The organism is Pseudomonas sp. rhizo66, from assembly GCF_031931925.1.
Classification (GTDB): domain Bacteria; phylum Pseudomonadota; class Gammaproteobacteria; order Pseudomonadales; family Pseudomonadaceae; genus Aquipseudomonas.
The window spans coordinates 140,693-166,105 of sequence record NZ_JAUJWZ010000017.1; the positions used below are offsets into that span (position 1 = coordinate 140,693).

The 25,413-nt window shown below is 60.3% G+C and carries 28 protein-coding genes; 13 read left to right on the forward strand and 15 right to left on the reverse strand.

The genetic code is table 11. The features are described 5' to 3' along the window. Positions 1-30 precede the first annotated feature (30 nt). Positions 31-1,122 (forward strand): sensor domain-containing diguanylate cyclase, encoded by a 1,092-nt coding sequence (locus QZR14_RS20410; protein WP_311997580.1) that lies wholly within the window; start codon positions 31-33, stop codon positions 1,120-1,122. On the opposite strand, the gene QZR14_RS20415 is transcribed toward QZR14_RS20410, so the two are convergent. Beyond that, positions 1,119-1,427 carry an RcnB family protein gene (locus QZR14_RS20415; protein WP_250604327.1) on the reverse strand — a complete coding sequence of 103 codons (309 nt, stop codon included), beginning with the start codon at positions 1,425-1,427 and terminating at the stop codon, positions 1,119-1,121. The two genes, QZR14_RS20410 and QZR14_RS20415, sit on opposite strands and share 4 nt — an antisense overlap. A gap of 697 nt (positions 1,428-2,124) precedes the next feature. Between QZR14_RS20415 and QZR14_RS20420 the strand changes: the two genes are divergently transcribed. After that, positions 2,125-3,417, forward strand: a complete 1,293-nt coding sequence (locus QZR14_RS20420; protein ID WP_311997581.1) for an MFS transporter — start codon at positions 2,125-2,127, stop codon at positions 3,415-3,417. A 12-nt stretch (positions 3,418-3,429) separates the two neighbouring features. Further along, the gene (locus tag QZR14_RS20425) at positions 3,430-4,200 is read left to right on the forward strand and encodes a substrate-binding domain-containing protein (RefSeq protein WP_311997582.1); all 771 of its coding nucleotides are present in this window, start codon (positions 3,430-3,432) and stop codon (positions 4,198-4,200) included. On the opposite strand, the gene QZR14_RS20430 is transcribed toward QZR14_RS20425, so the two are convergent. After that, positions 4,190-5,104 carry a LysR family transcriptional regulator gene (locus QZR14_RS20430; RefSeq protein ID WP_123450668.1) on the reverse strand — a complete coding sequence of 305 codons (915 nt, stop codon included), beginning with the start codon at positions 5,102-5,104 and terminating at the stop codon, positions 4,190-4,192. The genes QZR14_RS20425 and QZR14_RS20430 overlap by 11 nt on opposite strands. 262 nt (positions 5,105-5,366) lie before the next feature. On the opposite strand from QZR14_RS20430, the gene QZR14_RS20435 reads away from it, so the two are divergent. Continuing rightward, positions 5,367-7,175, forward strand: coding sequence for a monovalent cation:proton antiporter-2 (CPA2) family protein (locus QZR14_RS20435; RefSeq protein WP_311997583.1), 1,809 nt, complete (start codon positions 5,367-5,369; stop codon positions 7,173-7,175). A gap of 169 nt (positions 7,176-7,344) precedes the next feature. Here QZR14_RS20435 and hcnC read toward each other — a convergent pair whose 3' ends face one another. From hcnC to QZR14_RS20460, 5 genes are all read right to left on the reverse strand, one after another. Further along, positions 7,345-8,604, reverse strand: a complete 1,260-nt coding sequence (hcnC, locus tag QZR14_RS20440) for a cyanide-forming glycine dehydrogenase subunit HcnC (protein ID WP_311997584.1) — start codon at positions 8,602-8,604, stop codon at positions 7,345-7,347. After that, positions 8,597-10,006, reverse strand: coding sequence for a cyanide-forming glycine dehydrogenase subunit HcnB (gene hcnB, locus QZR14_RS20445; protein ID WP_311997585.1), 1,410 nt, complete (start codon positions 10,004-10,006; stop codon positions 8,597-8,599). The genes hcnC and hcnB overlap by 8 nt, the downstream gene beginning before the upstream one ends. Then, on the reverse strand, positions 10,003-10,320 hold the full coding sequence (gene hcnA, locus QZR14_RS20450) for a cyanide-forming glycine dehydrogenase subunit HcnA (RefSeq protein ID WP_311997586.1): 318 nt from the start codon (positions 10,318-10,320) through the stop codon (positions 10,003-10,005). Before hcnA ends, hcnB begins: the two co-directional genes overlap by 4 nt. A gap of 241 nt (positions 10,321-10,561) precedes the next feature. After that, positions 10,562-11,101 carry a hypothetical protein gene (locus tag QZR14_RS20455; protein WP_311997587.1) on the reverse strand — a complete coding sequence of 180 codons (540 nt, stop codon included), beginning with the start codon at positions 11,099-11,101 and terminating at the stop codon, positions 10,562-10,564. Positions 11,102-11,327: 226 nt separating this feature from the next. Next, positions 11,328-12,257, reverse strand: a complete 930-nt coding sequence (locus QZR14_RS20460; RefSeq protein WP_311997588.1) for a hypothetical protein — start codon at positions 12,255-12,257, stop codon at positions 11,328-11,330. 307 nt (positions 12,258-12,564) lie between these two features. On the opposite strand from QZR14_RS20460, the gene QZR14_RS20465 reads away from it, so the two are divergent. Together QZR14_RS20465 and QZR14_RS20470 are read left to right on the forward strand one after the other, a co-directional pair. Continuing rightward, a complete protein-coding gene (locus tag QZR14_RS20465) occupies positions 12,565-13,248 on the forward strand; it encodes a response regulator transcription factor (protein ID WP_007914996.1) in 684 nt (227 codons plus the stop codon). Next, a complete protein-coding gene (locus QZR14_RS20470; protein ID WP_311997589.1) occupies positions 13,226-14,620 on the forward strand; it encodes a sensor histidine kinase in 1,395 nt (464 codons plus the stop codon). Before QZR14_RS20465 ends, QZR14_RS20470 begins: the two co-directional genes overlap by 23 nt. A gap of 130 nt (positions 14,621-14,750) precedes the next feature. On the opposite strand, the gene QZR14_RS20475 is transcribed toward QZR14_RS20470, so the two are convergent. The 3 genes from QZR14_RS20475 to QZR14_RS20485 are packed head-to-tail and all read right to left on the reverse strand — an operon-like array spanning position 14,751 to position 16,999. After that, positions 14,751-15,161, reverse strand: a complete 411-nt coding sequence (locus tag QZR14_RS20475) for an SRPBCC family protein (protein WP_250604307.1) — start codon at positions 15,159-15,161, stop codon at positions 14,751-14,753. Positions 15,162-15,182: 21 nt separating this feature from the next. Continuing rightward, positions 15,183-15,980, reverse strand: a complete 798-nt coding sequence (locus tag QZR14_RS20480) for an SDR family NAD(P)-dependent oxidoreductase (RefSeq protein ID WP_095048022.1) — start codon at positions 15,978-15,980, stop codon at positions 15,183-15,185. Then, positions 15,977-16,999 carry an aldo/keto reductase gene (locus QZR14_RS20485; RefSeq protein WP_311997590.1) on the reverse strand — a complete coding sequence of 341 codons (1,023 nt, stop codon included), beginning with the start codon at positions 16,997-16,999 and terminating at the stop codon, positions 15,977-15,979. Before QZR14_RS20485 ends, QZR14_RS20480 begins: the two co-directional genes overlap by 4 nt. 112 nt (positions 17,000-17,111) lie before the next feature. Here QZR14_RS20485 and QZR14_RS20490 point away from each other — a divergent pair, with 112 nt between their 5' ends. Continuing rightward, entirely contained in the window at positions 17,112-18,008 is an 897-nt protein-coding gene (locus tag QZR14_RS20490; RefSeq protein ID WP_311997591.1) for a LysR substrate-binding domain-containing protein, read from the forward strand. A 148-nt stretch (positions 18,009-18,156) separates the two neighbouring features. After that, entirely contained in the window at positions 18,157-18,816 is a 660-nt protein-coding gene (locus tag QZR14_RS20495; protein WP_311997592.1) for a methyltransferase family protein, read from the forward strand. Positions 18,817-18,939: 123 nt separating this feature from the next. Here QZR14_RS20495 and QZR14_RS20500 read toward each other — a convergent pair whose 3' ends face one another. Further along, complete coding sequence (locus QZR14_RS20500; RefSeq protein ID WP_311997593.1) at positions 18,940-19,608, reverse strand: HAD family hydrolase; 669 nt, start codon at positions 19,606-19,608, stop codon at positions 18,940-18,942. A 67-nt stretch (positions 19,609-19,675) separates the two neighbouring features. Then, the gene (locus tag QZR14_RS20505) at positions 19,676-20,089 is read right to left on the reverse strand and encodes a response regulator (protein ID WP_311997594.1); all 414 of its coding nucleotides are present in this window, start codon (positions 20,087-20,089) and stop codon (positions 19,676-19,678) included. A gap of 199 nt (positions 20,090-20,288) precedes the next feature. On the opposite strand from QZR14_RS20505, the gene QZR14_RS20510 reads away from it, so the two are divergent. Next, the gene (locus tag QZR14_RS20510) at positions 20,289-21,230 is read left to right on the forward strand and encodes a class I SAM-dependent methyltransferase (RefSeq protein ID WP_311997595.1); all 942 of its coding nucleotides are present in this window, start codon (positions 20,289-20,291) and stop codon (positions 21,228-21,230) included. A gap of 186 nt (positions 21,231-21,416) precedes the next feature. On the opposite strand, the gene QZR14_RS20515 is transcribed toward QZR14_RS20510, so the two are convergent. Further along, positions 21,417-22,049 (reverse strand): TetR/AcrR family transcriptional regulator, encoded by a 633-nt coding sequence (locus QZR14_RS20515; protein WP_250604289.1) that lies wholly within the window; start codon positions 22,047-22,049, stop codon positions 21,417-21,419. Between the two features lie 160 nt (positions 22,050-22,209). Between QZR14_RS20515 and QZR14_RS20520 the strand changes: the two genes are divergently transcribed. Further along, positions 22,210-22,650, forward strand: coding sequence for a hotdog fold domain-containing protein (locus tag QZR14_RS20520; RefSeq protein ID WP_311997596.1), 441 nt, complete (start codon positions 22,210-22,212; stop codon positions 22,648-22,650). Positions 22,651-22,713: 63 nt separating this feature from the next. Here the strand turns inward: QZR14_RS20520 and QZR14_RS20525 are convergent, their stop codons facing one another. Then, positions 22,714-23,400, reverse strand: a complete 687-nt coding sequence (locus QZR14_RS20525) for a GNAT family N-acetyltransferase (RefSeq protein ID WP_250604285.1) — start codon at positions 23,398-23,400, stop codon at positions 22,714-22,716. 151 nt (positions 23,401-23,551) lie between these two features. On the opposite strand from QZR14_RS20525, the gene QZR14_RS20530 reads away from it, so the two are divergent. The 3 genes from QZR14_RS20530 (at position 23,552) to QZR14_RS20540 (ending at position 24,797) form a co-directional block, all read left to right on the forward strand. Beyond that, a complete protein-coding gene (locus tag QZR14_RS20530) occupies positions 23,552-24,037 on the forward strand; it encodes a DUF3592 domain-containing protein (RefSeq protein WP_311997597.1) in 486 nt (161 codons plus the stop codon). 181 nt (positions 24,038-24,218) lie between these two features. Next, positions 24,219-24,542, forward strand: a complete 324-nt coding sequence (locus QZR14_RS20535; RefSeq protein WP_311997598.1) for a YXWGXW repeat-containing protein — start codon at positions 24,219-24,221, stop codon at positions 24,540-24,542. Positions 24,543-24,584: 42 nt separating this feature from the next. After that, complete coding sequence (locus QZR14_RS20540; protein ID WP_007908149.1) at positions 24,585-24,797, forward strand: YXWGXW repeat-containing protein; 213 nt, start codon at positions 24,585-24,587, stop codon at positions 24,795-24,797. Positions 24,798-24,812: 15 nt separating this feature from the next. On the opposite strand, the gene QZR14_RS20545 is transcribed toward QZR14_RS20540, so the two are convergent. Then, complete coding sequence (locus QZR14_RS20545) at positions 24,813-25,370, reverse strand: YceI family protein (protein ID WP_311997599.1); 558 nt, start codon at positions 25,368-25,370, stop codon at positions 24,813-24,815. Positions 25,371-25,413: the final 43 nt, after the last annotated feature.

The following is a 25,413-nucleotide window of genomic DNA, read 5'->3' on the forward strand; positions in this document are numbered from 1 at the left end:
GGATCAATCCTCCATGCTGGCAAAGCCCGAATGACTCTGTTCTGGATCAGCCTTGCCGTGGGCGCGATCTTGCTCGCCATCATAGCCCTGCTGCTGTGGCGCGAACGCGATTTGCGCAGGCAGCTTGCGCAGTACCGGGATCTGCTGACGCGGGCCACCGACGGTCAGCGCATTCATCAGGACGGCGACGTCGAGCGCTTCAAGCGCAGCCAGTACTTTGCGCGCATTGGCACCTGGGACTGGGAAGTCGACACGGATCGGCTGTACTGGTCGGATGCGATTTACGGCATGTTCGGCTTCAAGATCGGCGAGATCACGCCGTCCTATGCGTTGTTCTGTTCTTGTGTCCATCCCGACGACCGCACCAAGGTGCGCGAGGGCGAACTGCGTTGCCTGGAGACTGGCGAAAACCACGATGAGGAATACCGCGTGGTGTGGCCCGACGGCACAATTCGCTGGCTACGGGAAACCGGCAACGTGGTGCGCAACGACCACGACGCGGTGGTCAAAATGATGGGTGTGGTGCGCGACATCACCGAAGAAAAAGCCTCGGCCAGCTACCTGCAACACCTCGCCCACTTCGATCCGCTGACCGGCCTGCCCAATCGCCTGGTGCTGGAACAGCGCCTGTCCGAAGCACTGGATCACGCCCGGCAAACCAACACTCGCGTGGCGCTGGTATTCGTCGACCTCAACGGTTTCAAAACCATCAACGACCGCTACGGCCATGCCGCCGGCGACCGGGTGCTGATCACCACGGCCACTAGGCTGAAACGCATCCTGCGCGCCACCGATACCGTCGCGCGCATTGGCGGCGATGAGTTCGTGGTGATCCTGCAAGACCTGGCCCCAGGCCTGAGTTTGCAGGACGAAGCTCGCAGCATCTGCCAGAAAATCTTCATCGAACTGTCGCCACCGATCAGCATCGGCAACGACCAGCGCCACATCGGCACCAGCCTTGGGGTGGCGGTGTTTCCGGATCATGCGACGGCGATGGATCGCTTGCTGCACATCGCCGATCTGGCGATGTATGAGGCCAAGCGCAGTGGTAATAATCAGTATCGATTGGGTGGAGAAAGCCCCGCGCGGGTGCAGGCGCAGGGCTTTGAGATCCGCTCTTAACGCTCGACCGGTTTCATCTCGACAATCGTACCGTTGGTGATCATCACCATCACGTACTTGTCGTTGATCTGCACCCACTGCGCCTGGTCGATCGGTGCTTTCAGACCTTTGGCTTTCCAGTTTTGCAGGGCCTTGTCCTTGCGCTGATACATTTCAGGCGCACGGTCGTTGACCTTCAATTCGCGGTCGCTGGTTGGGGATTGGACGGCTTGTTCATTTGAGGTTTGCGCCGCTTGAACAAGTGGGCTGATCCCGGCAATGCCGGCGACGAGGGCCAGGCTGGCGATTAGGGTTTTGCTGTTCATCGGTGAACCTCCTGAGATGTGTGCTACCTGAACTCGGACTGCCGGGTTCGGGAAACATTCCTTGTTTTTTTGCCTGTGCTGGCTGGGGATTGTAGTTGTCTGTGAGGCCGCTATCGCTGGCAAGCCAGCTCCCACAGGGTTTGTTGGTGTTGCAGGAACAGTAGGCACACCGATGAAACTGTGGGAGCTGGCTTGCCAGCGATGGGGCCTGCACATTCAACATCTCATTGCCTGACAAACCGCCATCGCTGGCAAGCCAGCTCCCACAAGGTTTTGTGGTGTTGCAGGAACAGTGGGCACACCGATGAAACTGTGGGAGCTGGCTTGCCAGCGATGGGGCCTGCACATTCAACATCTCATTGCCTGACAAACCGCTATCGCTGGCAAGCCAGCTCCCACAAGGTTTTGTGGTGTCGGCAAAATCAGTAGGCACACCGTAGAAAATGTGGGAGCTGGCTTGCCAGCGATGGCGTCGGCACATTCGACATCTTCATTGCTTGGGCCACCGCTTTCGCGAGCAGGCTCGCCCCCACAATGGTCTGCGGTATCGGCATAGACGGATTGATCCACTTTGCACATCAATCCATGCCAACAATGCAATTAACAGATTGTTACATCTGCGCCACCATCCACCTCAATAAAAACCGTGCGCCGCCCTCCCGTCGCGCACGTCATAAAAGCGGTGGAGTACTTTTCTATGACAGCCTCAATCCCTTACAGCGGCTCGCGGGCCGGCGCCATTTTCCGGGTGACCTCGGGCAACTTCCTCGAACAGTTCGATTTCTTCCTGTTCGGCTTCTATGCCACGCAGATCGCGGCAGTGTTCTTCCCGGCGAGCAGTGAGTTCGCCTCCCTGATGATGACCTTTGCGGTGTTCGGCGCAGGCTTCTTGATGCGTCCGTTGGGCGCCATCGTGCTCGGTGCGTACATCGATGATGTCGGGCGGCGCAAAGGTTTGATCGTCACGCTGTCGATCATGGCCAGCGGCACGATCTTGATTGTGTTGGTGCCCGGTTACGAAAGCATCGGCCTGCTTGCACCCGCACTGGTGTTGATCGGGCGCTTGCTGCAAGGCTTCTCGGCCGGCGCGGAACTGGGCGGTGTGTCGGTGTATCTCGCCGAGATCGCCACGCCGGGTCGCAAAGGTTTCTTCACTGCTTGGCAGTCGGCCAGTCAGCAAGTCGCGATCATTGTCGCTGCCGCGCTGGGCTACGGGCTGAACCAGTGGATGGCGCCGGATGTGGTGGCCGATTGGGGCTGGCGGATTCCGTTTTTCGTCGGCTGCATGATCGTGCCATTCATCTTTTTCCTGCGCCGCAACCTGGCGGAAACCGAAGAGTTCGCCGCACGCAAACACCGCCCGAGCATGGGCGAAGTGTTCCGCACCCTCGGTCAGAACTGGGGCGTGGTACTCGGCGGCATGTTGATGGTCGCGCTGACCACCACCGCGTTTTACCTGATCACCGTGTACGCGCCGACCTTCGGCAAAACCGTGCTGCACCTGAGCACCTCCGATGCACTGCTGGTGACCCTGCTGGTCGGTGTGTCGAACTTCTTCTGGCTGCCGATTGGCGGCCTGTTGTCTGACCGTATCGGCCGTCGCCCGGTGCTGATCGCCATGTCGCTGCTGGCCCTGGCCACCACCTACCCGGCGCTGTCGTACCTGGTGCAGGCGCCAAGCTTCAGCCACATGCTGCTGTCGCTGTTGTGGCTGTCGTTTATCTACGGCCTGTACAACGGCGCGATGATTCCGGCGCTGACCGAGATCATGCCGGTGGAAGTGCGCGTTGCCGGTTTCTCTCTCGCCTACAGCCTGGCCACGGCGATTTTCGGTGGTTTCACCCCGGCGATGTCGACCTTCCTGATTCAGTACACCGGCGACAAAGCCGCACCGGGTTACTGGATGAGCATCGGCGCGCTCTGCGCTTTGTGCGCCACTCTTTATCTGTACCGCCGTGCCGGTGGTCGTCTGCAACCTGTCGCGGCCTGAGGAAAACTCGCCATGAAAAAACTGTTTACTGTCTCCGCCCTGCTCGCCGGTCTTGCGTTCAACCTCGCGGCCCAGGCCGAAGAATTGAGCGTGATGACCTCCGGGGGTTTCACTGCCGCCTACAAGATTCTCGGGCCGAAATTCGCTGCCGCCAGCGGCAACACCCTGACCACCAGCCTTGGCCCATCGATGGGCAAAGCCCCCGAGGCGATCCCCAATCGCCTCGCCCGCGGTGAACACGCCGACGTGGTGATCATGGTCGGCTACGCCCTCGATGACCTGATCAAGCAAGGCAAAGTCGACCCGGCCTCGCGCGTTGAGCTGGCCGATTCGCGGATCGGCCTGGTGGTGCGCGAAGGCGCGCCGAAACCGGACATCAGCAGCGTCGACGGCCTGAAAAAAACCCTGCTCGACGCGCAGTCCGTGGCCTACTCCGACAGCGCCAGCGGCGTGTACATCGAGCAGCAATTGTTCAAGAAACTGGGCATCGAAGAGCAGTTGAAACCGAAGTCCAAAATGATTCCGAAAATCCCGGTCGCCTCAGTGGTTGCCACCGGCGACTATCAATTGGGCTTCCAGCAGGTCAGCGAATTGCTGCCGGTGCCGGGCGTGAGTTTTGTGGCGAAGATTCCGGAGTCGGTGCAGTCGGTAACGCGTTTTGCCGCCGGGATTCCGGTCGGTGCGCAGCATCCTGAAGAAGCCAAAGCGCTGCTCGCTTACCTCGCCGCACCTGCCGCGCAAGCTGATGTGCAGGCCACAGGGCTGGACTCGGTCAAGCGCTGATCGTAGGCGGCTGGACTTTCATTTCCACCACCAGCCGCTCCAGTTCCAATGCCGCCGGGGTCAACGTCCGACCCCGGCGCTTGATGATGCCGACACTGCGCATCACTTGCGGATCGGTCAGCGGCACCCGCGTCAGGATCGGATGATCCGGCCCCGGCATCGCCATCAGCGGCACCGCCGCCACGCCCAACCCCGCCTCCACCAGACCGATCATCGTCGTCACATGCCGGGTTTCGCAGATGCTCGGGCGCTGCGGCGCCACGCTGCTCAACGCCTGATCGAGCAGAAAGCGATTGCCGGAGGTCTTGTCCAGCGAGATGTAATCCTGCCGATAGAACTCGTCCCAGCTCACGCTGCTGCGCCCCGCCAGCGGGTGATCGCGGCGACAAGCGACGACGTAGCACTCCTGCACAAGCGGTTCGAACTCGACTTTGGCATCCTGCGTGCCGAGAAAACTCAAGCCGAAATCCGCCTCGCCATTGACCACCGCACTCAAGACATCGTGCGCGCTGGAGTCGAGCACTTTGACTTTGATCCGCGGAAACTGCTGGTGATAGCGCGCGACCACGCGAGGCATGAAGTAGTACGCCGCCGAAGGCACGCAGGCAACGGTGACGTGGCCCAAACGCGTCGATGCGACTTCGCTGATGCCGAGCAATGCGACATCGAGATCATCGAGCAAACGCTCGACACTGGGCATGAAACCGCGCCCGGCCTGGGTCAGGCTGACCTTGCGCGTGGTGCGTTCGAAGAGTTTGACGCCGAGAGCGTCTTCGAGCTTTTCGATGCGCCGGCTCAACGCCGGTTGCGACAGGCGCACGGTGTCGGCGGCCTTGCGAAAACTGCCCTGCTCGACCACGGCGCGAAAAGCTTGCAGGTCGTTGAGGTCGAAGTTGATGGCCATGGCGGGACTCGGAGGATTGATTTGCAGAGGTTATAAATGTAACCAATTGATGCAACTTATTACAGACCACATGAAGATCCCCTGTAGGAGCTGCCGCAGGCTGCGATCTTTTGATCTTGATTCTTCGAAGGCAAAAGCAAGATCAAAAGATCGCAGCCTCGTTGCACTGGACAGCTCCTACAGGGGATCTTCGGTGGATGAAAAGTCGCTGTAGCCCTTATCCTTGTCACCCCCGCCGTACCGTTGTCAGGAGTACCCCCCCATGCCCCATGAAGGCAATCTGTTGCAAGCCGCCGTCGTCTTTCTGTTCGCGGCCGTGCTCACCGTGCCTTTGGCCAAACGTCTGCAACTGGGTGCCGTGCTCGGTTACCTGTTCGCCGGGGTGATCATCGGCCCGTCGGTTTTGGGCCTGATCGGCAACCCGCAAAGCGTCGCGCACATTTCCGAACTCGGTGTGGTGTTGCTGCTGTTCATAATCGGTCTTGAGTTGTCGCCACGACGTTTGTGGGTGATGCGCAAATCGGTGTTCGGCGTCGGTCTGGCGCAGGTACTGCTGACGGCTTCAGTGATTGGCGTGCTGGCCTTATCGGTGTTTGGCCAACCGCTGAACAGTGCGATTGTGCTTGGCCTTGGTCTGGCGCTGTCCTCGACGGCATTCGGTCTGCAAAGCCTGGCTGAACGCAAAGAACTGACCAGCCCTCATGGTCGTCTCGCGTTTGCGATTCTGTTGTTTCAGGACATCGCCGCGATCCCGTTGATCGCCCTGGTGCCGATGCTCGCCGGTGGCGCGCACGCCACCAGCAACGCCGAGAGTCTGAATCACGCCTTGCAAGTGCTCGGCGGCATCGCCGTGGTGGTGGTCGGTGGACGTTATCTGCTGCGTCCGGTGTTTCGCGTGGTGGCGAAAACCGGTCTGCCGGAAGTGTCGACGGCCACGGCGTTGTTGGTGGTGATCGGCACCGCGTGGCTGATGGATCTGGTCGGTGTGTCGATGGCGCTGGGGGCGTTTCTCGCTGGCCTGCTGTTGGCGGATTCGGAATATCGCCATGAACTGGAAGCGCAGATCGAGCCGTTCAAAGGCCTGCTGCTCGGGCTGTTTTTTATCAGCGTCGGCATGGGCGCCAACCTCAGCTTGCTGCTGAGTGCGCCGATTACTGTGTTGGGGCTGACGCTGTTGCTGATCGGTTTGAAATTGCCGCTGCTGTTTGTCGTCGGGCGTCTGGCCGGTGGCTTGAACAAGGTCAGTGCGATTCGCCTCGGTATCGTATTGGCGGCCGGTGGTGAGTTCGCCTTCGTGGTGTTCAAGATCGGTCGCGATCAGGGCCTGTTCGAGCCGCGTCTGTACGACTTGCTGGTGCTGACCATTACCCTGTCGATGGCGGTCACGCCGTTACTGCTGTTGATCTGCGCGCGGCTGGTCAGCCCGAAAGTGCAGCCGGTGGAAGTGCCGGAAAAATTCCGTCAGATCGACACTGACACCCCGCGTGTGGTGATCGCCGGCATGGGCCGGATGGGCCAGATCGTGGCGCGGATCCTGCGGGCGCAGAACATCAAATTTGTCGCGCTGGACACCTCGGTGGAAACCATTGAGCTGTCGCGCAGTTTCGGCGGTGTGCCGGTGTTCTACGGCGACCCGATGCGCGCGGAAATCCTCCATGCGGCAAAGGCCGGTGAGGCGGAATATTTCGTGATTGCCACGGACGATCCGGAGACCAACATCAAGACCGCCGAAGTGGTGCGCAAGCTGTATCCGCACATGAAGATCATCGCCCGGGCGCGTAACCGTCAGCATGTGCACCGCTTGGTCGATGTTGGCGCTGAGGCGATTCGTGAGACCTATTACTCCAGCCTGGAAATGAGCCGGCGCACCTTGGTCGGCCTCGGTTTGACCCAGGCCCAGGCCGATGCGCGGATCAAGCGCTTCAAGCACCACGACGAACAGGTGCTGGAGGCGCAACACGCGGTCTACGACGACGCGGCGAAAGTCCTGCAAACCGCCCAGGAAGCCCGGGCGGAACTGGCGCGGTTGTTCGAATCCGACCAACTGGAAGAGGAATCACGCAACACCTGATGTATAGGAATCCACTGTAGGAGCTGCCGAAGGCTCGGGCCGCGATCGGACGATCTTTTGATTTTGCTCTTAAAAAACAAGATCAAAAGATCGCAGCCTTCGGCAGCTCCTACATTGATTTTGTCAGCTCAAAAATACCCTTGCAGGCGACGGCCTACTGGGGGTCGTGTCAGGCCAGCTCGAGTTCGGACGCTTGCTTGACCGGCGCCACTGCAAACCGATCCGCGAGGAACGGCGTGATATCCAGCGGCAGCGGTTCATCGTTGACCAGTTTGTCCAGCAACACACCAGTAATCGCCGAGGTCAGAATCCCGGTGCGGAAGTGCCCGCAGGCATTCAGATACCCCTCCACCCCACGCATCGGCCCGAGTATCGGCAACTCATCCGGTGAGCCCGGACGCAAGCCCGCCCACGTGCGCTTCAAATTGACATCCTTGAGCTCCGGCAGACACCGCACTGCGCCCTGCACCAGCCCGGCGATTTCCGGGTAGGTGGTGGTGACGTCGAAGCCTTTGTCTTCGGTGGTGCTGCCGATCAGGATCTCACCGTTGTCCTTCTGCGCCACGTAGCAGTCGCTGGTGGTCAGGCAGCCGTTGAGGATCTTCGGCATGCGCTCGGTCAGCAGAATCTGGCCCTTCACCGGCTTCACCGGGATACGAATACCCGTCGCCCATTCGCTCAGATCCGCCGCCCAGGCACCGCCGGCGTTGATCAGCGTCTTGCAGTGGAACACGCCCTCCTCGACCGTCTGCACACCGGTCACACGGCTGCCGTGATGCAACACGCCAGTGACATTGGTGTTGACGAAGATGTCGACGCCATTCTGCCGCGCGCCTTCCATGTAGGCATCGGCGAGGCGGAACGGGCTGACCTGATGGTCGCAGAGAAACTCCAGCGCCCCGCGTGCTTCATGGCTGACGCTCGGCTCTGACTCGCGCAGCGCAGCCTGATCGAGCCAGCGCACCTGATCGGCCAGGTGTGGGATGCAGCCGACGATGTGCTCGGCGTAGAGCCGGTCTTCGTCGTCATAAATGACGAATTTCAATCCGGTCTTTTCGAACTTGAAATCCATCCCGTGGTTGTCTTTCAGCTCACGGTGCAGCGCCGGGTACAGCGCGTTGGACTGCAAGGCAAATTCGAAGAACGACTCCGGCAGAATGTGCGGTGTGCTCGCGTCCACGGCCACCGCCGCGCCCTGGGTTTCGCGTTTACGGTTGGCTGACATCATGCGGAAGAAAATCACCCCGCAACCGAGGCCCACCGACTCACCGATCGCCCACAAACCACCGGCCGAAGCACGGGTGGCGTTGCCCGGACGTTTGGCATCGATCAGCGCGATCTTGAGGTTTTTGCGCTTGGACAATTGATAGGCGCAGGACGCCCCGATCACGCCGCCGCCGGCAATGATCACGTCATAAAACTTACTCATGGGCAGAGGCCTCCGTGCCGACGGACTGGAACGCAGAAAAAGGAATCGGATCGATCGGGAAACGCGGACGTAGCCAACCGACGTCCTTGCGGCCGGTGGCCTGACGCAAACGGTCGCTGCAATAGCCGACACACATGCGCCCCTGGCAATCGCCCATGCTCACGCGGGTGCGCATTTTCAGGCTGGCGATGTCCTGCACGCCCTGCTCCAGCGCCAGGTCGATGTCGGCGCGGGTCGCGTGTTCGCAACGGCAAATCACCGTGTCGGCGGCGGGCAATGCGGTCTGGCCGACGCCACGTTCGGTGTAGCGATCCACCGCCGCGCGGAAACGCACGATGGCTTTGAGTTTGCTCAAGTAGCGGTCGCGACGCACACGCGCCAATTCTTCTTCGAGCACGCCACGTTGCAGCAGAATCGAGGTGGCGGCGATCTTGCCGGCGAGCATCGCCGCTTCACCGCCGCGAATCCCGCCCATATCGCCGGCCAGGTGCACGTGGGGTTCGTTGCTTTGCTGCCAGACATTCGCGTTGGCGCGCAGATAACCGTCGTCGCTGAAGCCGTGATCCAGGCCCATTTGCTGGCTCAGTTGGGTGCGCGGAATAAAGCCGTAACCGACCGCCAGGGTCTTGGCTTCGAAGCGCTCGACGCGGCTCATGTCCGGTTCCCAAGTGGCCGAGTACGGCGCGACGCTGACGCTTTTCAGCTCGCCCTCGCCGTGGGCTTCGACTACGCCCCAGCCGTAATTCATCGGGATGCCGTGCAATTTCAGGTAGGCAAGCATGCTCAAACCGTCAAGAAACAGCTGCGGCTTGTTCAGCAACGCCAGACTTTCGCGGGCAATCTTGCCGAACGCGCAGGCCTCATACACGCCCGCGACGCTGACGCCCGAGGCATGCAACTGCGTCGCCACCAGCGGCAGCAACGGCCCGGTGCCGGCGATGATCACCGGCCCCTGCGGCTTGACCACACCACTTTTGATTTGCAGTTGCAGACCGCCGAGCATGATCACCCCCGGCAATGTCCAGCCGGGAAACGGCACGCTGCGTTCATGGCAACCGGCAGCCAGGAGCAACTGCGGATACTCAATCTCGTGCAATTGTTCGTCGCCATCCAGCACCACCAGCGCACGAGTGCCTTCGGCGCCGACCACGCGATGGTTGAGGCGCACATCGATCAGCCCGGCCTGCTCCTGAAAATCACCGTGCAGTTTGCCCAATGCTTCGGAGTAACGCGGGCCGAGATAATCCAGCTGCACGCCGTCACGCAGTGGCCCGCGATAGACCACGCCGCCAAGGCGCGAAGCTTCTTCGAGCAAAGTGCAGCGCACACCGTGGCGCGCCAGTTCAATGGCCGCCGCCATCCCCGCCGGGCCGCCGCCGACGATTACCGGTTGCTGGCTCATACAACCTCCTCTTGCGGGGTGATGCGATTGACCTGGGTTTCGATCTGCATGCCATCACGCACCACGGTCTGGCAGGCACGGCGTTTGTGCCGGCCATTGATTTTCACCAGGCAGCACTGGCACACGCCCATGCCGCAATAGGCGCCGGTGATCTGGTTGTGATCGTTGCGTGCGACCTGGCGCACGCCGAGGGACTGGATAACGCTGAGGACGGTTTCGCCGATGGCCGCGGTGACCGCTTGACCGTTGATGTGGACGGTCATGTCCGCCTGCGCCAACGGCTGGATATCGAAGGTTCTTTCTAGGCAGTGCATTGCAATGTTCATCCGTGAGGGTTCGGTTGAGGTGGTGTCAGCTCCTTGCTGCACTACTCCGTGTCGACGCATTTATTGTGGCTGTGATTGGTGCGTCGACGCAGCTACTTCGTCAGCGCAACAAGGTGCGCGAGAAGCACTGTAGTTCATACCTCAGCAAAGGCCTGGAACATTTACGTTAGGCGATATCGCCCGACGAAATATTGATCCAGGCCAGTGAAGCGGTTGGATTGTCCAACGATCAGTTGGAGAAGACGAACTGCCCTTTGATCTTCCTTGTGCCGACCAAAGCAAGGTCCGGGAACAGCAGCGATTTGACCCAGCCGGCGTAGAACACCATGGCCAAAATGAAAGCCACGCCGACCAGAGTCGATACGGGCTCCTCACTGAAGCCTACAAATTCACGAGGAATCTGGCTGATCGTGAAGGTGACATAGATTGTGTAAACCACCGCGATGCCCTTGTAAAAGCCCCACGCAAACAAGAGCGGAATCACGCCAATAATCAACACCATCGCCAACGCCATTGCGATGCCGCCATCATTGATTTGAAGAAGCCCGGCTATCGTCCCGAGCAGTCCCCAGATGCCCATCAGCGCGACCAGTATGTTGACTTTAACGGCGTGTCGTTTTCTAAGCACGGGATCCGGACGCGCCCCGATCCAGCCCGCCAGCACTCGATCCTTGACCTCGCCCCCCGAAAGCGCCTTGAACGTTTCGGTTTTGGAATGGCCGTCATCGAGCATTTCGGCGACCTTTCGTTTGATTGCTTGCTTATCCAACGTATTCATCCTTAAACGTGCGCGCAGCGGCCGACCCGTTGCCGCCGCGGATTTTCGCCTTGTTGCCTGCCAGAAAGCAAAAAGCCGCTTCCACCCGAAGGTGGAAACGGCCGAGGCATGCGCCTCAATCGAGCAATCAGTGTACGAACAGGGCGATCAGGATGATGATCGGGATCGGTACGCCGAGGAAAAACAGCAGTAGTGAGCGCATGGTCATGCTCCTTGTTTAACGGACTGGAGTGGTCGTGGTGTAAGTCTCGACTTCTACGTACTCGACGGCATCCCGACGACGACCGCCGAAAGTGGCCGCGAGGCTGGCGAAGAAGGCACCGGCCAACAGCGAGACGAACATCCACAGCGAGGTCCAGGCAGCGACTTTCGCAGCGGTGTCGGCGGCTTGTTGCGCTTTGACTTTGGCGTCGGCCAGGGCTTTCTGGGTGCGGGCGTAGATTTCATCGACGCGACGCTCGGCATCGGCCTGAGTCAGGTTGGTGCGTTGGGCGACCAGTTGCGCGAGGTAGGTACGGTCTTCGGCACTCAACTGACCGTTGGCCAGGCTTTGCGCGAAGATGCGGGCCACGGCACCATGGGCTGCATCATCGCTGACGGAGGCCGGACGGTCATCGCGGAACAGGCTGTCGATGTAGTAACCGTACTGATTGCTGTCGGTGTTCGCCGCAGCTGTACCGGCCGCTTGGGTCATGGCACTGGCTGCGCCGCCGGCCACACTGGCACCGGCCTGCACACCACCACTGATGACACTGCTGACCGAACCGACCACCAGCACTGCGGTAACCAATGTAGCCACGCACCAGGCGAGGAAGCCGTGCGCGGTGTCGCGGAAATACACTTCGTCACCGTGCATGTTCGCCCACTTCACCCGCAAGCGACCGGCGATGTAGCCACCCATACCGGAAGCGATGATTTGCGTCAGTGCCAGCCAGACAATCGTCGAAATGCCCAGGCCCTTGGCGCTGACGCCCTCTCCGGCCCACGGCGAAACGGCAGAGAAACCCAAACCGAATCCGAGCAGGACCAGAATCATCGACAGTGCCGCGGCAGCCGCAGCACCGGCGAAGATCGCGCCCCAGGACGCGCCCGAAACGCTGCTCGACTCTTCAACGGCGGGATAAAACCCATCAGAGGATCTATTCATTGTTGTTCTGCTCCAGGCATGAAAAATGGTGTTACAACTCGTCAGCAGAGGAATTGCAGCGACCGTGCCAGTCGAACAAATTAAATAAACCCTTATATTTCATACAGTTAGAAAGAATGAACTTCCTCAGACCTTGCAAATTGCAACAACGGCCGGATAACAGCGGGTTTTATGCATTGGCCCCAAGTATCAATAGCGCTGCAAATCTGCGTTTGTGACAGGTGAACATGAAAGTTAATTTAAAGCGTCAGCGGAATTTCTTGGCAAAATGCTGCCATTCCGTTTGAACCGATCAGCAGGCCTGCCTATGACTCGTATCTTGACCATCGAAGACGACGCCGTGACCGCCCGGGAAATCGTCGCCGAACTGAGCAGCCACGGACTGGAGGTCGACTGGGTCGACAATGGCCGCGAAGGCCTCGACCGCGCCGTGAGCGGCAATTACGACCTGATTACCCTCGACCGCATGTTGCCCGAACTTGATGGCCTGGCCATCGTCACCACCTTGCGCACCATGGGCGTGGCCACGCCGATACTGATGATCAGCGCCCTCTCCGATGTCGATGAGCGCGTGCGCGGCTTGCGCGCTGGCGGTGATGATTACCTGACCAAACCGTTCGCCACCGATGAAATGGCCGCGCGCGTTGAAGTGTTGCTGCGCCGGCAGAACAGCGGCGCCACTCAGGCGACAACGCTGCAGGTGGCCGACCTCGAATTGGATTTGATCAGCCACGAAGCGCGCCGCGCCGAACAAGTGCTGACGCTGCTGCCGACCGAGTACAAGCTGCTCGAATTCCTCATGCGCAACAGTGGCCAGATCCTCTCGCGGATGATGATTTTCGAAGAGGTCTGGGGCTATCACTTCGACCCTGGCACCAACCTGATCGACGTGCACATCGGCCGTCTGCGCAAGAAGATCGACGCTGCCGGCCATGTGCCGCTGATCCGCACGGTACGGGGCTCGGGCTATGTCATTGCCGAACCCGTCTGACGGCTGGCGCTCCTCCAGCAGCCGTTTGCTGGCGCTGTACAGTTCGCTGTTCGTGGCCTGGAGCGCGATCCTCATGGGGGTCATGTATTACGAGGTCTCCGGCTACCTCGACAACCTCGCCAAACACTCGTTGATGCAACGTCAGCACCTGTTTTCGCACTTTCGCGGCGAACAACTGGAAGACGCCCTCGCCGCCAGCATGACCTTCGACATTCGCGGCATCGACGCCTACGGCCTGTTCGATGCGCAAGGCGTATACCTCGGCGGCGCGCTGCAGCAGATCCCCGAAGGCTTGCCGCTGGACGGCAAGATCCACATGCTCGCAGAATGCGCCGATTCCGATGACCCGACCCTGCCCAATGACAGCTGCGACGCGGTGGCCACGCAAACCCGCGACGGTCGCTGGCTGGTATTGCTGCGCGACAACGGCTCGCTGTTCGCTGTCACGCGGATCATTTTGCATGCGTTGTTCTGGGGCGTGTCGCTGACGATTCTGCCGGGGATTGCCGGTTGGCATTTGCTGCGCCGTCGGCCGTTGCGGCGCATCCGGGCGATTCAGGACAGCGCCCAGGCGATTGTTGCCGGCGACCTGACGCATCGCCTGCCCCTGTCCAATCGCCGCGATGAACTGGACATGCTCGCGGCCATCGTCAACGCCATGCTGGAGCGCATCGAGCGCTTGATGAATGAAGTCAAAGGCGTCTGCGACAACATTGCCCATGATCTGCGCACGCCACTGACGCGCCTGCGCGCGCAGTTGTATCGCATGCAGCAACAGGCCGGCGAAGGCTCGCAGGAAGCAGCGCAACTGGATCTGGTGCTGGCCGAAGCGGACACGCTGATGGCGCGGTTTCGCGGGTTGTTGCGGATTTCCGAACTGGAAGATCGCCAGCGCCGTTCAGGTTTTGTCCAGCTCGACCCGGTGCAATTGCTGGAAGAACTGCATGAGTTTTATCTGCCACTGGCCGAAGAAGGCGAGCTGCGTTTCGAGCTGAACATGCCGGAGACCCTGCCGCCGCTCAACGGTGATCGAGCGCTGCTGTTCGAGGCGCTGGCGAATCTGTTGAGCAACTCGATCAAGTTCACCCCCCCGGGCGGCACGGTGATGCTGCGCGGGGTGAACGCCGGTGGGCAGACGCGGATTGAAGTCCACGACTCAGGGCCGGGAATTCCAGAGGCTGAGCGTGAGGCGGTGTTCCAGCGTTTCTATCGCGCCGAGGGTGGGCAGCCGCAAGGTGGCTTTGGCTTGGGGCTGTCGATTGTGGCGGCGATTGTCAGCTTGCATGGCTTCAGTCTTGAAGTCGGCAGCAGTGATCTCGGTGGGGCAAAACTGGTGTTGGATTGCCGGCAGAGCCTGATCGAAAATTCCTGATTCCCCACTGGAAAGCCATCAATGTGGGAGCGAGCCTGCTCGCGAAAGCGGTGTGTCATTCAACAAAAATGTTGCCTGACAGTCCCTCTTCGCGAGCAGGCTCGCTCCCACAGGTTATTGTGGTGGATGATTAAGCTGGGTAATTGGCGCGAAGTGCCTCAAGGCCACCCTGATAGATGCCGTTAAACAACGCCACCACTTCCTCATCGCTCACGCCTTTGGCGTTGAAACGCCCCGACCACGTGACCCGTGCGCCCTGCCCCTGGGCTTCGACCTTGATCGTCGCCAGGTAATCAGTCGCCGGGAACGGTGCCTGTTCGATCGAATAGCTGTAAGTCTTCGCTGCGTTGTCGAACGCTTGCAGTCGCTCGATCACCACCGCGCCGTCAGCGGTTTGCAGGGTGCGCACACGGCCACCGTCGCTCAGTTCACTGTTGGGAATAAACGGCAGCCAATCGGGCAGCGTGTTGAAGCCGCCGATCAATTGCCAGACCTGATCGGCCGAGGCCGGAATATCGATGGTTGCGGATGCTGTTGGCATAAATAAACGTCTCTCCAGAATTCAGATAGTCAGGCTGTCGACCACGCCGCCGTCGACGCGCAACGCGGCGCCAGTGGTGGCCGAGGACAGCGGCGAAGCGATGTAGGTCACCAGGTGCGCGACTTCTTCAACGTCCGCCACGCGCTGGATGATCGAGGTCGGGCGGGCCTTGCGCACAAAGGCGTCGGCTTCATCACGCAGGTTGCGCCCGGATTCGGCGGCGGCCTCCTTGAGCATGTCTTCCAGGCCGTCGGTGAAGGTCGGCCCCGGCAGGATCGCATTGACGGTGACCCCGGTGCCAGCCAGACGTTTGGCCAGACCGTGGGACACCGCCAGATTGGCGCTTTTGGTCACGCCGTAGTTGATCATGTCGGCTGGCGTGGCCACGCCGGATTCCGAAGACAGGAAGATCACCCGGCCCCAGCCCTGCTCGACCATCGCTGGCACGTAATGCCGCGCCAGGCGCACGCCGGAAATCACATTGACCTCATAGAAGCGCGTCCACTCGCTGTCCGGCGTATCGAAGAAATCGACGTCATTAAAGATGCCGAGGTTGTTCACCAGAATGTCCGCACGCGGCTCAGCGGCGAAGAGTTTTTGCGCGCCTTCGGCCGTGCCCAGATCCGCGGTCAAACCACGCAACTGCGCCCCTGGCACTTTCTGCCGAATGCTCGCCAGCGCCTGCTCGACCTTGGCCGTATCGCGGCCGATCACTACCACCGTGGCGCCGGACTCGGCCAGCGACTGGCTGATGCCCAGACCAATGCCGGCGGTGCTGCCGCTGACGATGGCCAGTTTTCCACTCAGATCAATCTTCATGCTTTCACCTCATCGATTGGCAATGGTGCACGTTCGGAAACCAGTTTGGCGTCGCGCATCGCCTGCCAGAAACCGGCAGGAATGATCGCCGACAACGCCGCGACATCTTCAGCGATACGACCGGGTTTGCTCGCCCCGGGAATCACCGCAGCGACTGCGGGGTTGGCCAGCGAAAACTGCAGCGCGGCGGCTTTGATATCAACGTTGTAGGCGGCGGCGATGCGTTTGATCTGCTCCACTTTGGCGATGACCTCAGGACTGGCCTGCTGGTATTCGAAGTGCGAGCCACCGGCGAGGATGCCCGAGCTGTAAGGGCCACCGACTACGATTTCAACGTTCTGCGCCCTGGCCGCATCCATCAACCGTTGCAGCGGGCGTTCGTGATCCAGCAGCGTGTAGCGCCCGGCCAACAGGAAGCCATCCGGCTGCGCTTCGCTGAGGTCGAGGGTCAGTTCGCACGGCTCGACTTTATTCACGCCCAGGCCCCAGCCTTTGATCACGCCTTCTTCGCGCAACCGGGTGAGGACTCTGAACGCACCGGTGCGGGCCTGATTGAAGTATTCCAGCCATTGATCGCCATAGAAGTCCTGCGCGATGTCGTGCACCCAGACAATGTCGAGGCGATCGGTTTGCAGGCGTTTGAGGCTGTCTTCGATCGAGCGCAGGGTGGCGTCGGCGCTGTAGTCGTTGACGATCTTGTTCGGGCGGCCGTGTTCGAATACGCCACTTTTTTCGCCGAGATCGCGGGCGGCAGCGTCTTCCACTTCATCGAGAATCACCCGGCCGACCTTGCTGCTCAGCACGTAGTCGTCGCGCTTGTATTGCTTCAAAGCCTCGCCGAGGCGGATCTCCGACAGACCGGAGCCGTAGAACGGCGCAGTGTCGAAGTAGCGCACACCGGCATCCCACGCGGCATGCACAGTGGCTTGCGCTTCTTCTTCGGGAATGGCGCGGAACATGTTGCCCAGTGGCGCAGTGCCGAAGCCCAGTTGCCCGGGCAGTTTGTCTTTCAAGCTCATTGGATTGTCCTCATAGGTTCGGGGTCTGCGTGACCGTTGAGCAGATCCTAGATTGCGACACCGAGACCGTCCAAGACATAATGCGCAGCACTTGAGTCCCTATAGGTCTGACATGATCGACATCCGCCAATTGCGCTACTTCGTCGTGGTCGCCGAGGAAGAACACGTCGGCCGCGCCGCCGAACGGCTGCATATTTCCCAGTCGCCCCTGAGCCGACAGATCGCCCAGCTCGAAGAGCGCCTGGGCCTGACGTTATTCGAGCGCAGTCAGCAACGCATTCGCCTGACCCGCGACGGCCAGACTTTCCTCGCCGAAACCCGCGCCCTGCTCACCCACGCCAATCGCCTGGAATCCCTCGGCAAACGTCTGGGCCGTGGCGAAGAAGGCGGTTTGTGCATCGGCTATATCGAGAACGCCATGCACGCCGGGGTTCTGCCCAATGCCTTGCGCGTGTTGCGCGCCGATCGTCCCAACGTCCACGTCGCGCTGTACAACCTCAGTTCCACCGAGCAATTGGAAGGCTTGCGACAGCGTAGTCTCGATATCGCGCTGGTGAGCGAGCCGCCGACCGATGACGATGCGGATCTGTTGAGTTTCCAGGTGCTCGATGACCCGATGCTGCTGGCGTTGCCCGAACAGCATCCGCTGGCGCAGCGAACTGCTTTGAGCCCGCAGGACTTGGCCGATCAGGAATGGATCGGCGTGCAGCCGCGTCAGGACGCCAACGATGAGTTTGTCAGCGCCTGCATCCGCGCCGGCTTCACCCCCGATGTGCGCATGCAGGCCACCGAACCGTTTACCGCGCTGGGGTTGGTCGCGTCGGGGCTGGGAATTGCGATGATTCAAAAGGGGTTGAGCCATAACTCGCCGCCGGGCGTAGTGTTGCGCGAACTGCCGTGGCTGACCTTGACCACGCCATTGTGGGCGGCGTGGCACCGGATCAATTTGCGGCCATTGGTCGAGACCTTCCGCAAAGTCCTGACTGACGACAAGGTATCTGCTGACTGACATGGCCCGTTCGCGAGCAGGCTCGCGGAGGGGCCGGCACATCCAACATCGAATTTGACTGACCCAACGCCTTCGCGAGCAGGCTCGCTCCCACAGGTTTTGCGGTGGATCTACACTCATCGGATATGCCCCCAGCCGTGAGTTGACCATGAGAATGTCCGCACAAATGACCGTCGTCGCGGTACTCGCCACCCTCGCCTACCTCGGCCTGGCGGTGTGGGGCATTGGCGGTGTGGCGATGTTCTTTTCCCACGGTTCGCTGGTAATTGTCGCACTGGCGACAGTGGCCATGGTGATCGCTTCGCTGTTCAGCGAGGTCAACCTCAGCGCTGGCGAGCGTGAAGACCGCGCCAATCGCTGGGTGATTCCGGCGTTTGGTGTGATCGGCCTGGTCAGTGGTTTTCTGCCGGCCTATTGCGACCGGGTCAACTTCTGGACGCTGGGCGGAGAAGGCGTGCGCTGGCTCGGCGCGCTGCTGTTTATCATCGGTGGCGTGCTGCGGTTGTGGCCGGTGTTTGTGCTGGGACGGCGGTTCAGCGGACTGGTGGCGATTCAACCGGGGCATCGCTTGGTGACCGATGGCATCTACCAGCACCTGCGCAATCCGAGTTATCTGGGGCTAGTGGTCAATGCCGTGGGTTGGGCGCTGGCGTTTCGTTCGGTGGTTGGGTTGATACTGGCAGCGCTGACGCTGATCCCGTTGATTGCCCGGATTCATTCGGAAGAAGCCCTGCTGCGGGCGCAGTTTGGCGCAGAGTACGAGGCTTACTGCGCACGGAGCTGGCGTTTGGTGCCTGGTGTTTACTGACCGAAAACCACCACTTCCCCTGTGGGAGCTGGCTTGCCAGCGATAGCGGTGGTTCAGTCAAATTTATAGTGACTGACAGGGCCTCATCGCTGGCAAGCCAGCTCCCACAGGGGCTGTGTTGTGTCAGTTTTTTTGCAGGTGAAGCTGGCCGTCGCTGTCGACTTTGACCTGCACTGCAGCATAACTGGCCAACGTCGCATGGGCCGTTTCCAGCGGATGCTGATGCGTGGTGGTGATGATCATCAGCGGCGCACCGGCGGCTTCGGCAGCCTGAATACCGACCGTGGCGTCTTCGAAAATCAGGCAATCACGCGCGTCCAGACCAAGGCGTTTGGCCGCCAGTAAATAACCGGCCGGATCAGGTTTGCCGGCCTTCACATCTTCCGCGGTGATCATCACTGCGGGCTCAGGAATCCCTGCCGCCGCCATGCGCCGCAACGCCAGATCCCGTGGCGCCGACGTCACCATCGCCCAGCGATCAGCGGGCAGGCTGTTGAGAAACGCCGCCGCGCCGGGAATCTCGACAATGCCTTCAACGTCTTCGATTTCCGCCGCGGTGATGAACGCCGCTTGTGCCTCGGCATCCACCCCCGGCAGGTTCAGGCGGGTGATGGTGTCGATCGCGCGCGCACCATGAATGGTCGGCAGAAAGGTTTCCACATCGACGCCATGGCGCACGGCCCAGGCTGCCCAGATCCGCTCGGCGGCGGCGATGGAATTAAGGACGGTGCCGTCCATGTCGAACAGAAACGCGCCGAACGCGCGATTGAATACAGCGTCGTGAGCAGACAAAGGGTCGCATCCTCTGGCAAAAGACCGGGCGGGCAATGTAGCACTTGCCCGCTCGATTCACCCAGGGTCAGTGCAGGCGCGGTGCCTTGGACTTGAAAGCACTGTCAACGCAGTCGAGCAACTGCCCAATGGCCCAAGGCTTTTTGATGAACGCCACCGGATGCTTGACCCCAGAGGTTTCGGGCGTTTCATAGCCGGACATGACCATCACCGGTTTATCCGGCCAGCGGTCGCCGACCAGGTTGGCCAGACCGGCCCCGTTTATTTTGCCAGGCATGGTGATGTCGGTGAGCAGCAGCCCCACTTCCTGCGCATGCTTGTCGAGATAAAGTTTGGCCTCATCTGCGCTGGTATGGGGCTCGACTTTAAAACCTTCCTCCTGAAGAATTTCGCAAAGAAACTCCAGAATCAACGGATCGTCCTCAACCACCAGAATCAACCCGCCAGGAAGGTGCGCGCTCGGCGTCGGTGTTGGGCTCATGAACTGACACTCCCTGAATTGCATTAACAATTTAGCGGCTCGAATCCGCTGCTTAACTGGTATGAGCAGCGGGCTCTGCAGAAATTCATTTTTGATACAGGTCTTTTGCGAAAGGCGGTTTTTGCCCCTCGGCGGCAATCGTTCGCGACGGTGTATTTGTGGTTAAAATGCCGGCCCTTTTGCTTGCCGATCCCGACCGATGAACCCTGAAGCCCTCGCCACCCTCCACGCCCACCTGCTGCCGGCCCTCGCGGCCGCACCGAGCGAAACCCGTCGCCTGTTTCACGGGCGCGGCCGCTGCTGGGCCGGGCTGGAGCAGTTGACCGTGGACTGGCTGCAAGGCGTGCTGCTGGTGTCGCTGTTCAAGGAACCGGCGCCTGAGCAACTGGAAAACCTCAAAGCGTTGCTGCTGGAACTCACCGGTTCCGCCGAATGGAAACAGTCTGGCGCACACACGTTGCTGATCCAGCATCGCTATTTGCCGCAGAGCACTGCCGAATGGCTGCTCGGTGAAGAGATCGACGAAATGAGCATTGTCGAGGGCGGCTTGCAGTACCGCGTCGACCTGGGGCGCAAACAGAACGCGGGACTGTTTCTCGACATGCGTTACGGGCGCAACTGGGTGCGCGAACAGGCCAGCGGCAAACGCGTGCTCAATCTGTTTGCCTACACCTGCGGTTTTTCCGTGGCGGCCATCGAGGGTGGCGCCAGTCATGTGGTCAATCTGGACATGTCCCGCGCCGCCCTGAGCCGGGGCCGCGACAACCATCGTCTGAACGGCCATGACCTGAGTAAAGTCAGCTTCCTCGGCCACGACCTGTTCAAGTCCTGGGGCAAGGTGATCAACAGCGGCCCGTATGACCTGGTGATCATCGATCCGCCGTCGTTCCAGAAAGGCAGTTTCCTGCTGACCAAGGATTACCAGCGCGTGCTGCGTCGTTTGCCGGAATTGCTCACGGCGCAAGGCACCGTGCTGGCGTGCATGAATGATCCGGCGTTTGGTCCGGACTTTCTGATTGATGGCGTGACCCAGGAAGCGCCGAGCCTGCGCTTTGTAGAGCGGCTGGAGAATCCGCCGGAGTTTCCGGACATTGACCCTGAAAGCGGCCTCAAGGCTTTAGTCTTCCAGCGCACCCCCTGAAACCCCGAAGATCCCCTGTAGGAGCTGCCGAAGGCTGCGATCTTTTGATCTTGTCTTTCAAAAGCAAAATCAAAAGATCGCAGCCTTCGGCAGCTCCTACAGAGGGGCTGTGAACATTCGTGAGCCTCGAGGGCTCTACTTTCTCCCCATCAAAGAGCTTTGAGGCTCTTTTTTTGTCCGCGCAAATCAGCTGTCCGGAAGTGAATCGGCGCGAATCGAGCGCCAGGCCGCCTGCGCCAGCAACTCACGATAGTCCGCCGGACTGCCCTTCACCCGCCCGGCCAACCAGGCACGGCAGTAACTGTCGGCCTGACCAATGATCAACGACGGCAACAGTTCGGCGGGCAGCGCCTTGAGTTCGGCGGCGCGCCCCGATTCGGCCAGCCAGTCGCGCAGACGTGCATTGCGCGTTTTGTTGCGCTCCGCCAGTTCGTCCTTGAACGGCCCCTTGGTCACCGCAAATCGCGCGTGGTACTGGAAGCGCGCCCATTCCGGTTGCCGTTCGACCCAATCGACATAACTGAACACCAACGCCTGCACCCCTTCTTCGGTGGTTTGCGCCGCATCCAGATAGGCATCGCGCAGGCGCGCCTGATCCTCCAGCGCGGTAAAAAACAGCGCAGCGACCAAGCCTTCCTTGTTGCCGAAATGGTGATAGATCGCCCCGACGCTGGTATCGCACTCGACGCGAATCATGTCGATGGTGGTGGCTTCGATCCCCTGCTCGTTGAACAGGCTCAGGGCCTTGCGAAAGATTTCGCGTTTAAGTTCGGCACGGCGGCCGGGGTGACTGCGTTCAAGTAGATCTGCGGTGTCCATGCGGCTCACTGCCTGAAATCGGATTGAAAGGCACACGTCGTGCCCATGGAAAAAACACGCACAGGTTGACAGATTTCCCGCAGACAGAATACCGTTCCGTTACAGAACTTTATTCTGTAACGGAACATCATTCGGTCAATCATCCTCCGCGAGGCTTTCCATGAGTCAATCTCTCAGCATGTTCAATAGTGTGGGTCCGCAGGCCTTCAGTCAGATGGCCTGTCAATTCGCCCCCTACTTCAGCACGATCAATCCGCTGGTGACCGAGTTGCGCGCCAATGCCGCGACGGTGCAAGTGCCGTTTCGTCGCGAGATCACCAATCACCTCGGCACCGTGCATGCGATTGCCATGTGCAACGCCGCAGAATTGGCGGCCGGGATGATGACTGATGTGTCGATCCCGGCCGGCGCACGCTGGATTCCCAAAGGCATGACCGTGGAATACCTGGCCAAGGCAAAAACCGATGTGACGGCGGTGGCCAATGGTGAAGGCGTGGATTGGCAGAGCGAGGGCGACAAAATCGTCAACGTAGATATTCACGATACCGAGGGCAAAAAAGTGTTCACGGCGCGCATCACCATGAACGTCAAACCCGGCTGAATCGCGGACAGAAAAAAGCCCTTGCTGCACGATGCACAGCAAGGGCTTTTTGCCGAAGCCGGATCAGTGCACGGTCAGGCGTTGGCGGACAAATGCCTCGACATGGCGGGTGGTCTGATCGAGGTGGCGGTCGCGCTGTTTCTCGGCGTCGAGCATCGCCCGCTTGCCGTTTTTCTGCAGCAAGTAGGTGTGGATCTGCTGCACTTCCAGCGAGCGGTAAATCGGCGTGGTGTCGATAAAACCGCGTAAGCCATTGCTGCGGTAATGCCGGGTGCTCATCAACACCTGGGTTTCACGCTGGCCAATCACCTCAAAGCCCAACGCTTCGAAGTACGGCACTTTACCGACCGTGCAGGCCAGTTCCGCATGGGGATAACGCCCGACCATTTCACCGATCATTGCCCGCGCCACGCCCTGACGCCGATGCCCTTCGCGCACCGCCATGTAAGCCACGCTGCAGGCTTCCCAGTCGCCCTGCACCGGCAGGTACAAGAGAAAACCGATCACTTGCTCCGGATCATCCTCGTCGGTGGCGACCAGCAACTCGACGTCGGTGCCCTTCTCGCCATTCAACGCTTCCAGATACAGATGCACCTCATAACCGACCGCGTACTGATAGACGTTGTACAGCAGGTTGCTCGGGCCAAGGCCGACCGCGCTGATGTCGGTCAGGTAGTCGACGACCATCTGCAGAATCTGGCTGTTAACGCCCTCGGGGCATGGGGATTTGTAGTGGGTGATGCGTGGCATGACGAACTCCGACGGTAAAAAGCGTTGCCGACCGCCGCAGCGGTCGACGAGCCGCGACATCATACCGTGACGCGCCCGCTCGACGTCTAAAGTTCCTGTTCCGAGCGCCGATGTAACGGTCTCCTACAAATGTCACCACCAGGGATCGGCCATGTACTACCCGCGCGAAGCTGCCAAGGATCACCTCTACAACCGTATCGTCATGCTGACCGTTGCTTGCTGCGTGGTTCTGCTGCTCGCTGCAATGGCGCACAAGTCGGGCATGCTTTATGGGGCGCTGAGTTTCAACGGTGTGGAAACCCGCGGCAGCGTCACGGCACTGGAAAAGATTCCAATGAACGCCAATGGCAAGGTCATTCACTATCAATACACCGATGTCCAAGGCCAGATCCATGAAGGGCAACACGCCGACGAACGCTACGTTGAGCATACCCAGTACGAAGTCGATGGCCCGATCACCCTGCTGGTGTCGCCGTGGATTCCAGATAAAAGCTGCATCGCCAGCCAGTTGCAGAGTTACCGTACGAGCTTCTACATCATGACCGGCGGTGTGTTGCTCGCACTGCTGTTTCTGCTGATCTCGGGCAGGACGTTATGGCAGATTCAGGCAATGAAAGAGCAAGACCGGTTCTATTGAGTTCAGAATCACAGGCAAAAACCATCACGCGCGCCGGGCGTCTTGCTGCGGCGCCATCCTGACGTTCTCGCATCGCCCTCCCTGACAAAAATTTCATCGACCTCAGACGGGATCTTTGGCAAATCCGGCATCCAATTCTGCAGCTGCGTTCACTTTTCGACGCAGGCCTTGAGGAGTTGTCATGAGCGTTTTGCGTTCCCTGTCCAAATGGCGAAAAACCCTGCTGCTGGTGTCGTTGACACTGACCGCGCTGAGCGGCGCCCCGGTGTTTGCGCAACCGGTAGTGATCGTCCAGCAAGCGCCACCGCCGATGCGCATGGAAGTGATGCCCGGCGCGCGTCCCGGTTATGTCTGGGATCAAGGTCATTGGCGCTGGCAAGGACGCGGTTACGTGTGGATACCCGGCCACTGGCAACCGGTGAGATACGGCGCGCGCTGGAAACCCGGGCACTGGCAGGCACGCGGACCAAACTGGTTCTGGGTCGAGGGGCATTGGGTGCGATGAATGCGCGACAGCCTGGCCATCACTTCTTGCGAGAACACCACCATGTCGAAAACCGTTAAAGCACTGCTGGCCGCCACGCTGGTGGCCGTTACGTTGTCCGGTTGCGTCGTCGAGCCGGCCCGTCCGCATCGGCCTCCGCCGCTGGTCGAAGTCGTGCCGGTGATGCCGGCGCCGGGTTATCACTGGGTTGCCGGGCACTATCGCTGGGGCGGCAACCAATGGCGCTGGGTGCCGGGGCACTGGCGGGCGTATTGATCGCTACGGTTGGCGTCACTGCTGTGGCGCCACCACTTTGAATTTGATGGCGATGTCCTTGGACACCACGGTGTCCGCCCACTCCCCTGCGCCGAGGCCGAACTCGTCACGCCTGAGCACCATATCACCGTCAAAAATGCCAATGTCACTGCCCGGTTTCAGTTCCACCGGCACCTGCACTGCGCGGGTAATGCCCTTGAGGGTGAGTTGTCCGTCGATCAGATAACGACGCTCGGCCACTTGGGTGAAACGTAGTGATTCGAACACCGCCACGGGAAATTTTTCGGTGTCGAACCACGCCGGTTTCACCAGCTCGGTGTTGGCGTCTTCGCTGCCGGCATCGATGCTGCTGAGCTCGATGTGCAGCGTGGTTCGGGCGTTGGCGAGGTTATCGGTATCAAAGTCCAGCGTCGCCTCGAACTTGCCAAAGGTGCCGTACATCGGCGAGCCCATCTGGTTGTAGGTGAAGCTGATCTGACTGGCGTTGGTATTGACCCGCGTGTATTCGACCGCCTGCGCGGCACAGACGACGCACAGCGAAAAGGCTGCAGCCAGCAGCAATCGGATCGACATGGAATTCTCCGGGCGGGGCTGGCCGTCGAGGGCCTCAATTGAC

Bases quoted from the DNA above. Each gene is read 5' to 3' on its own strand.
- QZR14_RS20505 (WP_311997594.1), bottom strand. From the start codon at position 20,089: ATGAGCCCAACACCGACGCCGAGCGCGCACCTTCCTGGCGGGTTGATT.
- QZR14_RS20490 (WP_311997591.1), top strand. From the start codon at position 17,112: ATGATCGACATCCGCCAATTGCGCTACTTCGTCGTGGTCGCCGAGGAA.
- QZR14_RS20430 (WP_123450668.1), bottom strand. From the start codon at position 5,104: ATGGCCATCAACTTCGACCTCAACGACCTGCAAGCTTTTCGCGCCGTG.
- QZR14_RS20475 (WP_250604307.1), bottom strand. From the start codon at position 15,161: ATGCCAACAGCATCCGCAACCATCGATATTCCGGCCTCGGCCGATCAG.
- QZR14_RS20510 (WP_311997595.1), top strand. From the start codon at position 20,289: ATGAACCCTGAAGCCCTCGCCACCCTCCACGCCCACCTGCTGCCGGCC.
- hcnA (WP_311997586.1), bottom strand. From the start codon at position 10,320: ATGCACTGCCTAGAAAGAACCTTCGATATCCAGCCGTTGGCGCAGGCG.
- QZR14_RS20535 (WP_311997598.1), top strand. From the start codon at position 24,219: ATGAGCGTTTTGCGTTCCCTGTCCAAATGGCGAAAAACCCTGCTGCTG.
- QZR14_RS20410 (WP_311997580.1), top strand. From the start codon at position 31: ATGACTCTGTTCTGGATCAGCCTTGCCGTGGGCGCGATCTTGCTCGCC.
- QZR14_RS20520 (WP_311997596.1), top strand. From the start codon at position 22,210: ATGAGTCAATCTCTCAGCATGTTCAATAGTGTGGGTCCGCAGGCCTTC.
- QZR14_RS20495 (WP_311997592.1), top strand. From the start codon at position 18,157: ATGAGAATGTCCGCACAAATGACCGTCGTCGCGGTACTCGCCACCCTC.
- QZR14_RS20425 (WP_311997582.1), top strand. From the start codon at position 3,430: ATGAAAAAACTGTTTACTGTCTCCGCCCTGCTCGCCGGTCTTGCGTTC.
- QZR14_RS20470 (WP_311997589.1), top strand. From the start codon at position 13,226: ATGTCATTGCCGAACCCGTCTGACGGCTGGCGCTCCTCCAGCAGCCGT.
- QZR14_RS20420 (WP_311997581.1), top strand. From the start codon at position 2,125: ATGACAGCCTCAATCCCTTACAGCGGCTCGCGGGCCGGCGCCATTTTC.
- QZR14_RS20540 (WP_007908149.1), top strand. From the start codon at position 24,585: ATGTCGAAAACCGTTAAAGCACTGCTGGCCGCCACGCTGGTGGCCGTT.
- QZR14_RS20515 (WP_250604289.1), bottom strand. From the start codon at position 22,049: ATGGACACCGCAGATCTACTTGAACGCAGTCACCCCGGCCGCCGTGCC.
- QZR14_RS20415 (WP_250604327.1), bottom strand. From the start codon at position 1,427: ATGAACAGCAAAACCCTAATCGCCAGCCTGGCCCTCGTCGCCGGCATT.
- QZR14_RS20530 (WP_311997597.1), top strand. From the start codon at position 23,552: ATGTACTACCCGCGCGAAGCTGCCAAGGATCACCTCTACAACCGTATC.
- QZR14_RS20435 (WP_311997583.1), top strand. From the start codon at position 5,367: ATGCCCCATGAAGGCAATCTGTTGCAAGCCGCCGTCGTCTTTCTGTTC.
- QZR14_RS20525 (WP_250604285.1), bottom strand. From the start codon at position 23,400: ATGCCACGCATCACCCACTACAAATCCCCATGCCCCGAGGGCGTTAAC.
- QZR14_RS20485 (WP_311997590.1), bottom strand. From the start codon at position 16,999: ATGAGCTTGAAAGACAAACTGCCCGGGCAACTGGGCTTCGGCACTGCG.
- QZR14_RS20480 (WP_095048022.1), bottom strand. From the start codon at position 15,980: ATGAAGATTGATCTGAGTGGAAAACTGGCCATCGTCAGCGGCAGCACC.
- QZR14_RS20460 (WP_311997588.1), bottom strand. From the start codon at position 12,257: ATGAATAGATCCTCTGATGGGTTTTATCCCGCCGTTGAAGAGTCGAGC.
- QZR14_RS20545 (WP_311997599.1), bottom strand. From the start codon at position 25,370: ATGTCGATCCGATTGCTGCTGGCTGCAGCCTTTTCGCTGTGCGTCGTC.
- hcnB (WP_311997585.1), bottom strand. From the start codon at position 10,006: ATGAGCCAGCAACCGGTAATCGTCGGCGGCGGCCCGGCGGGGATGGCG.
- QZR14_RS20465 (WP_007914996.1), top strand. From the start codon at position 12,565: ATGACTCGTATCTTGACCATCGAAGACGACGCCGTGACCGCCCGGGAA.
- hcnC (WP_311997584.1), bottom strand. From the start codon at position 8,604: ATGAGTAAGTTTTATGACGTGATCATTGCCGGCGGCGGCGTGATCGGG.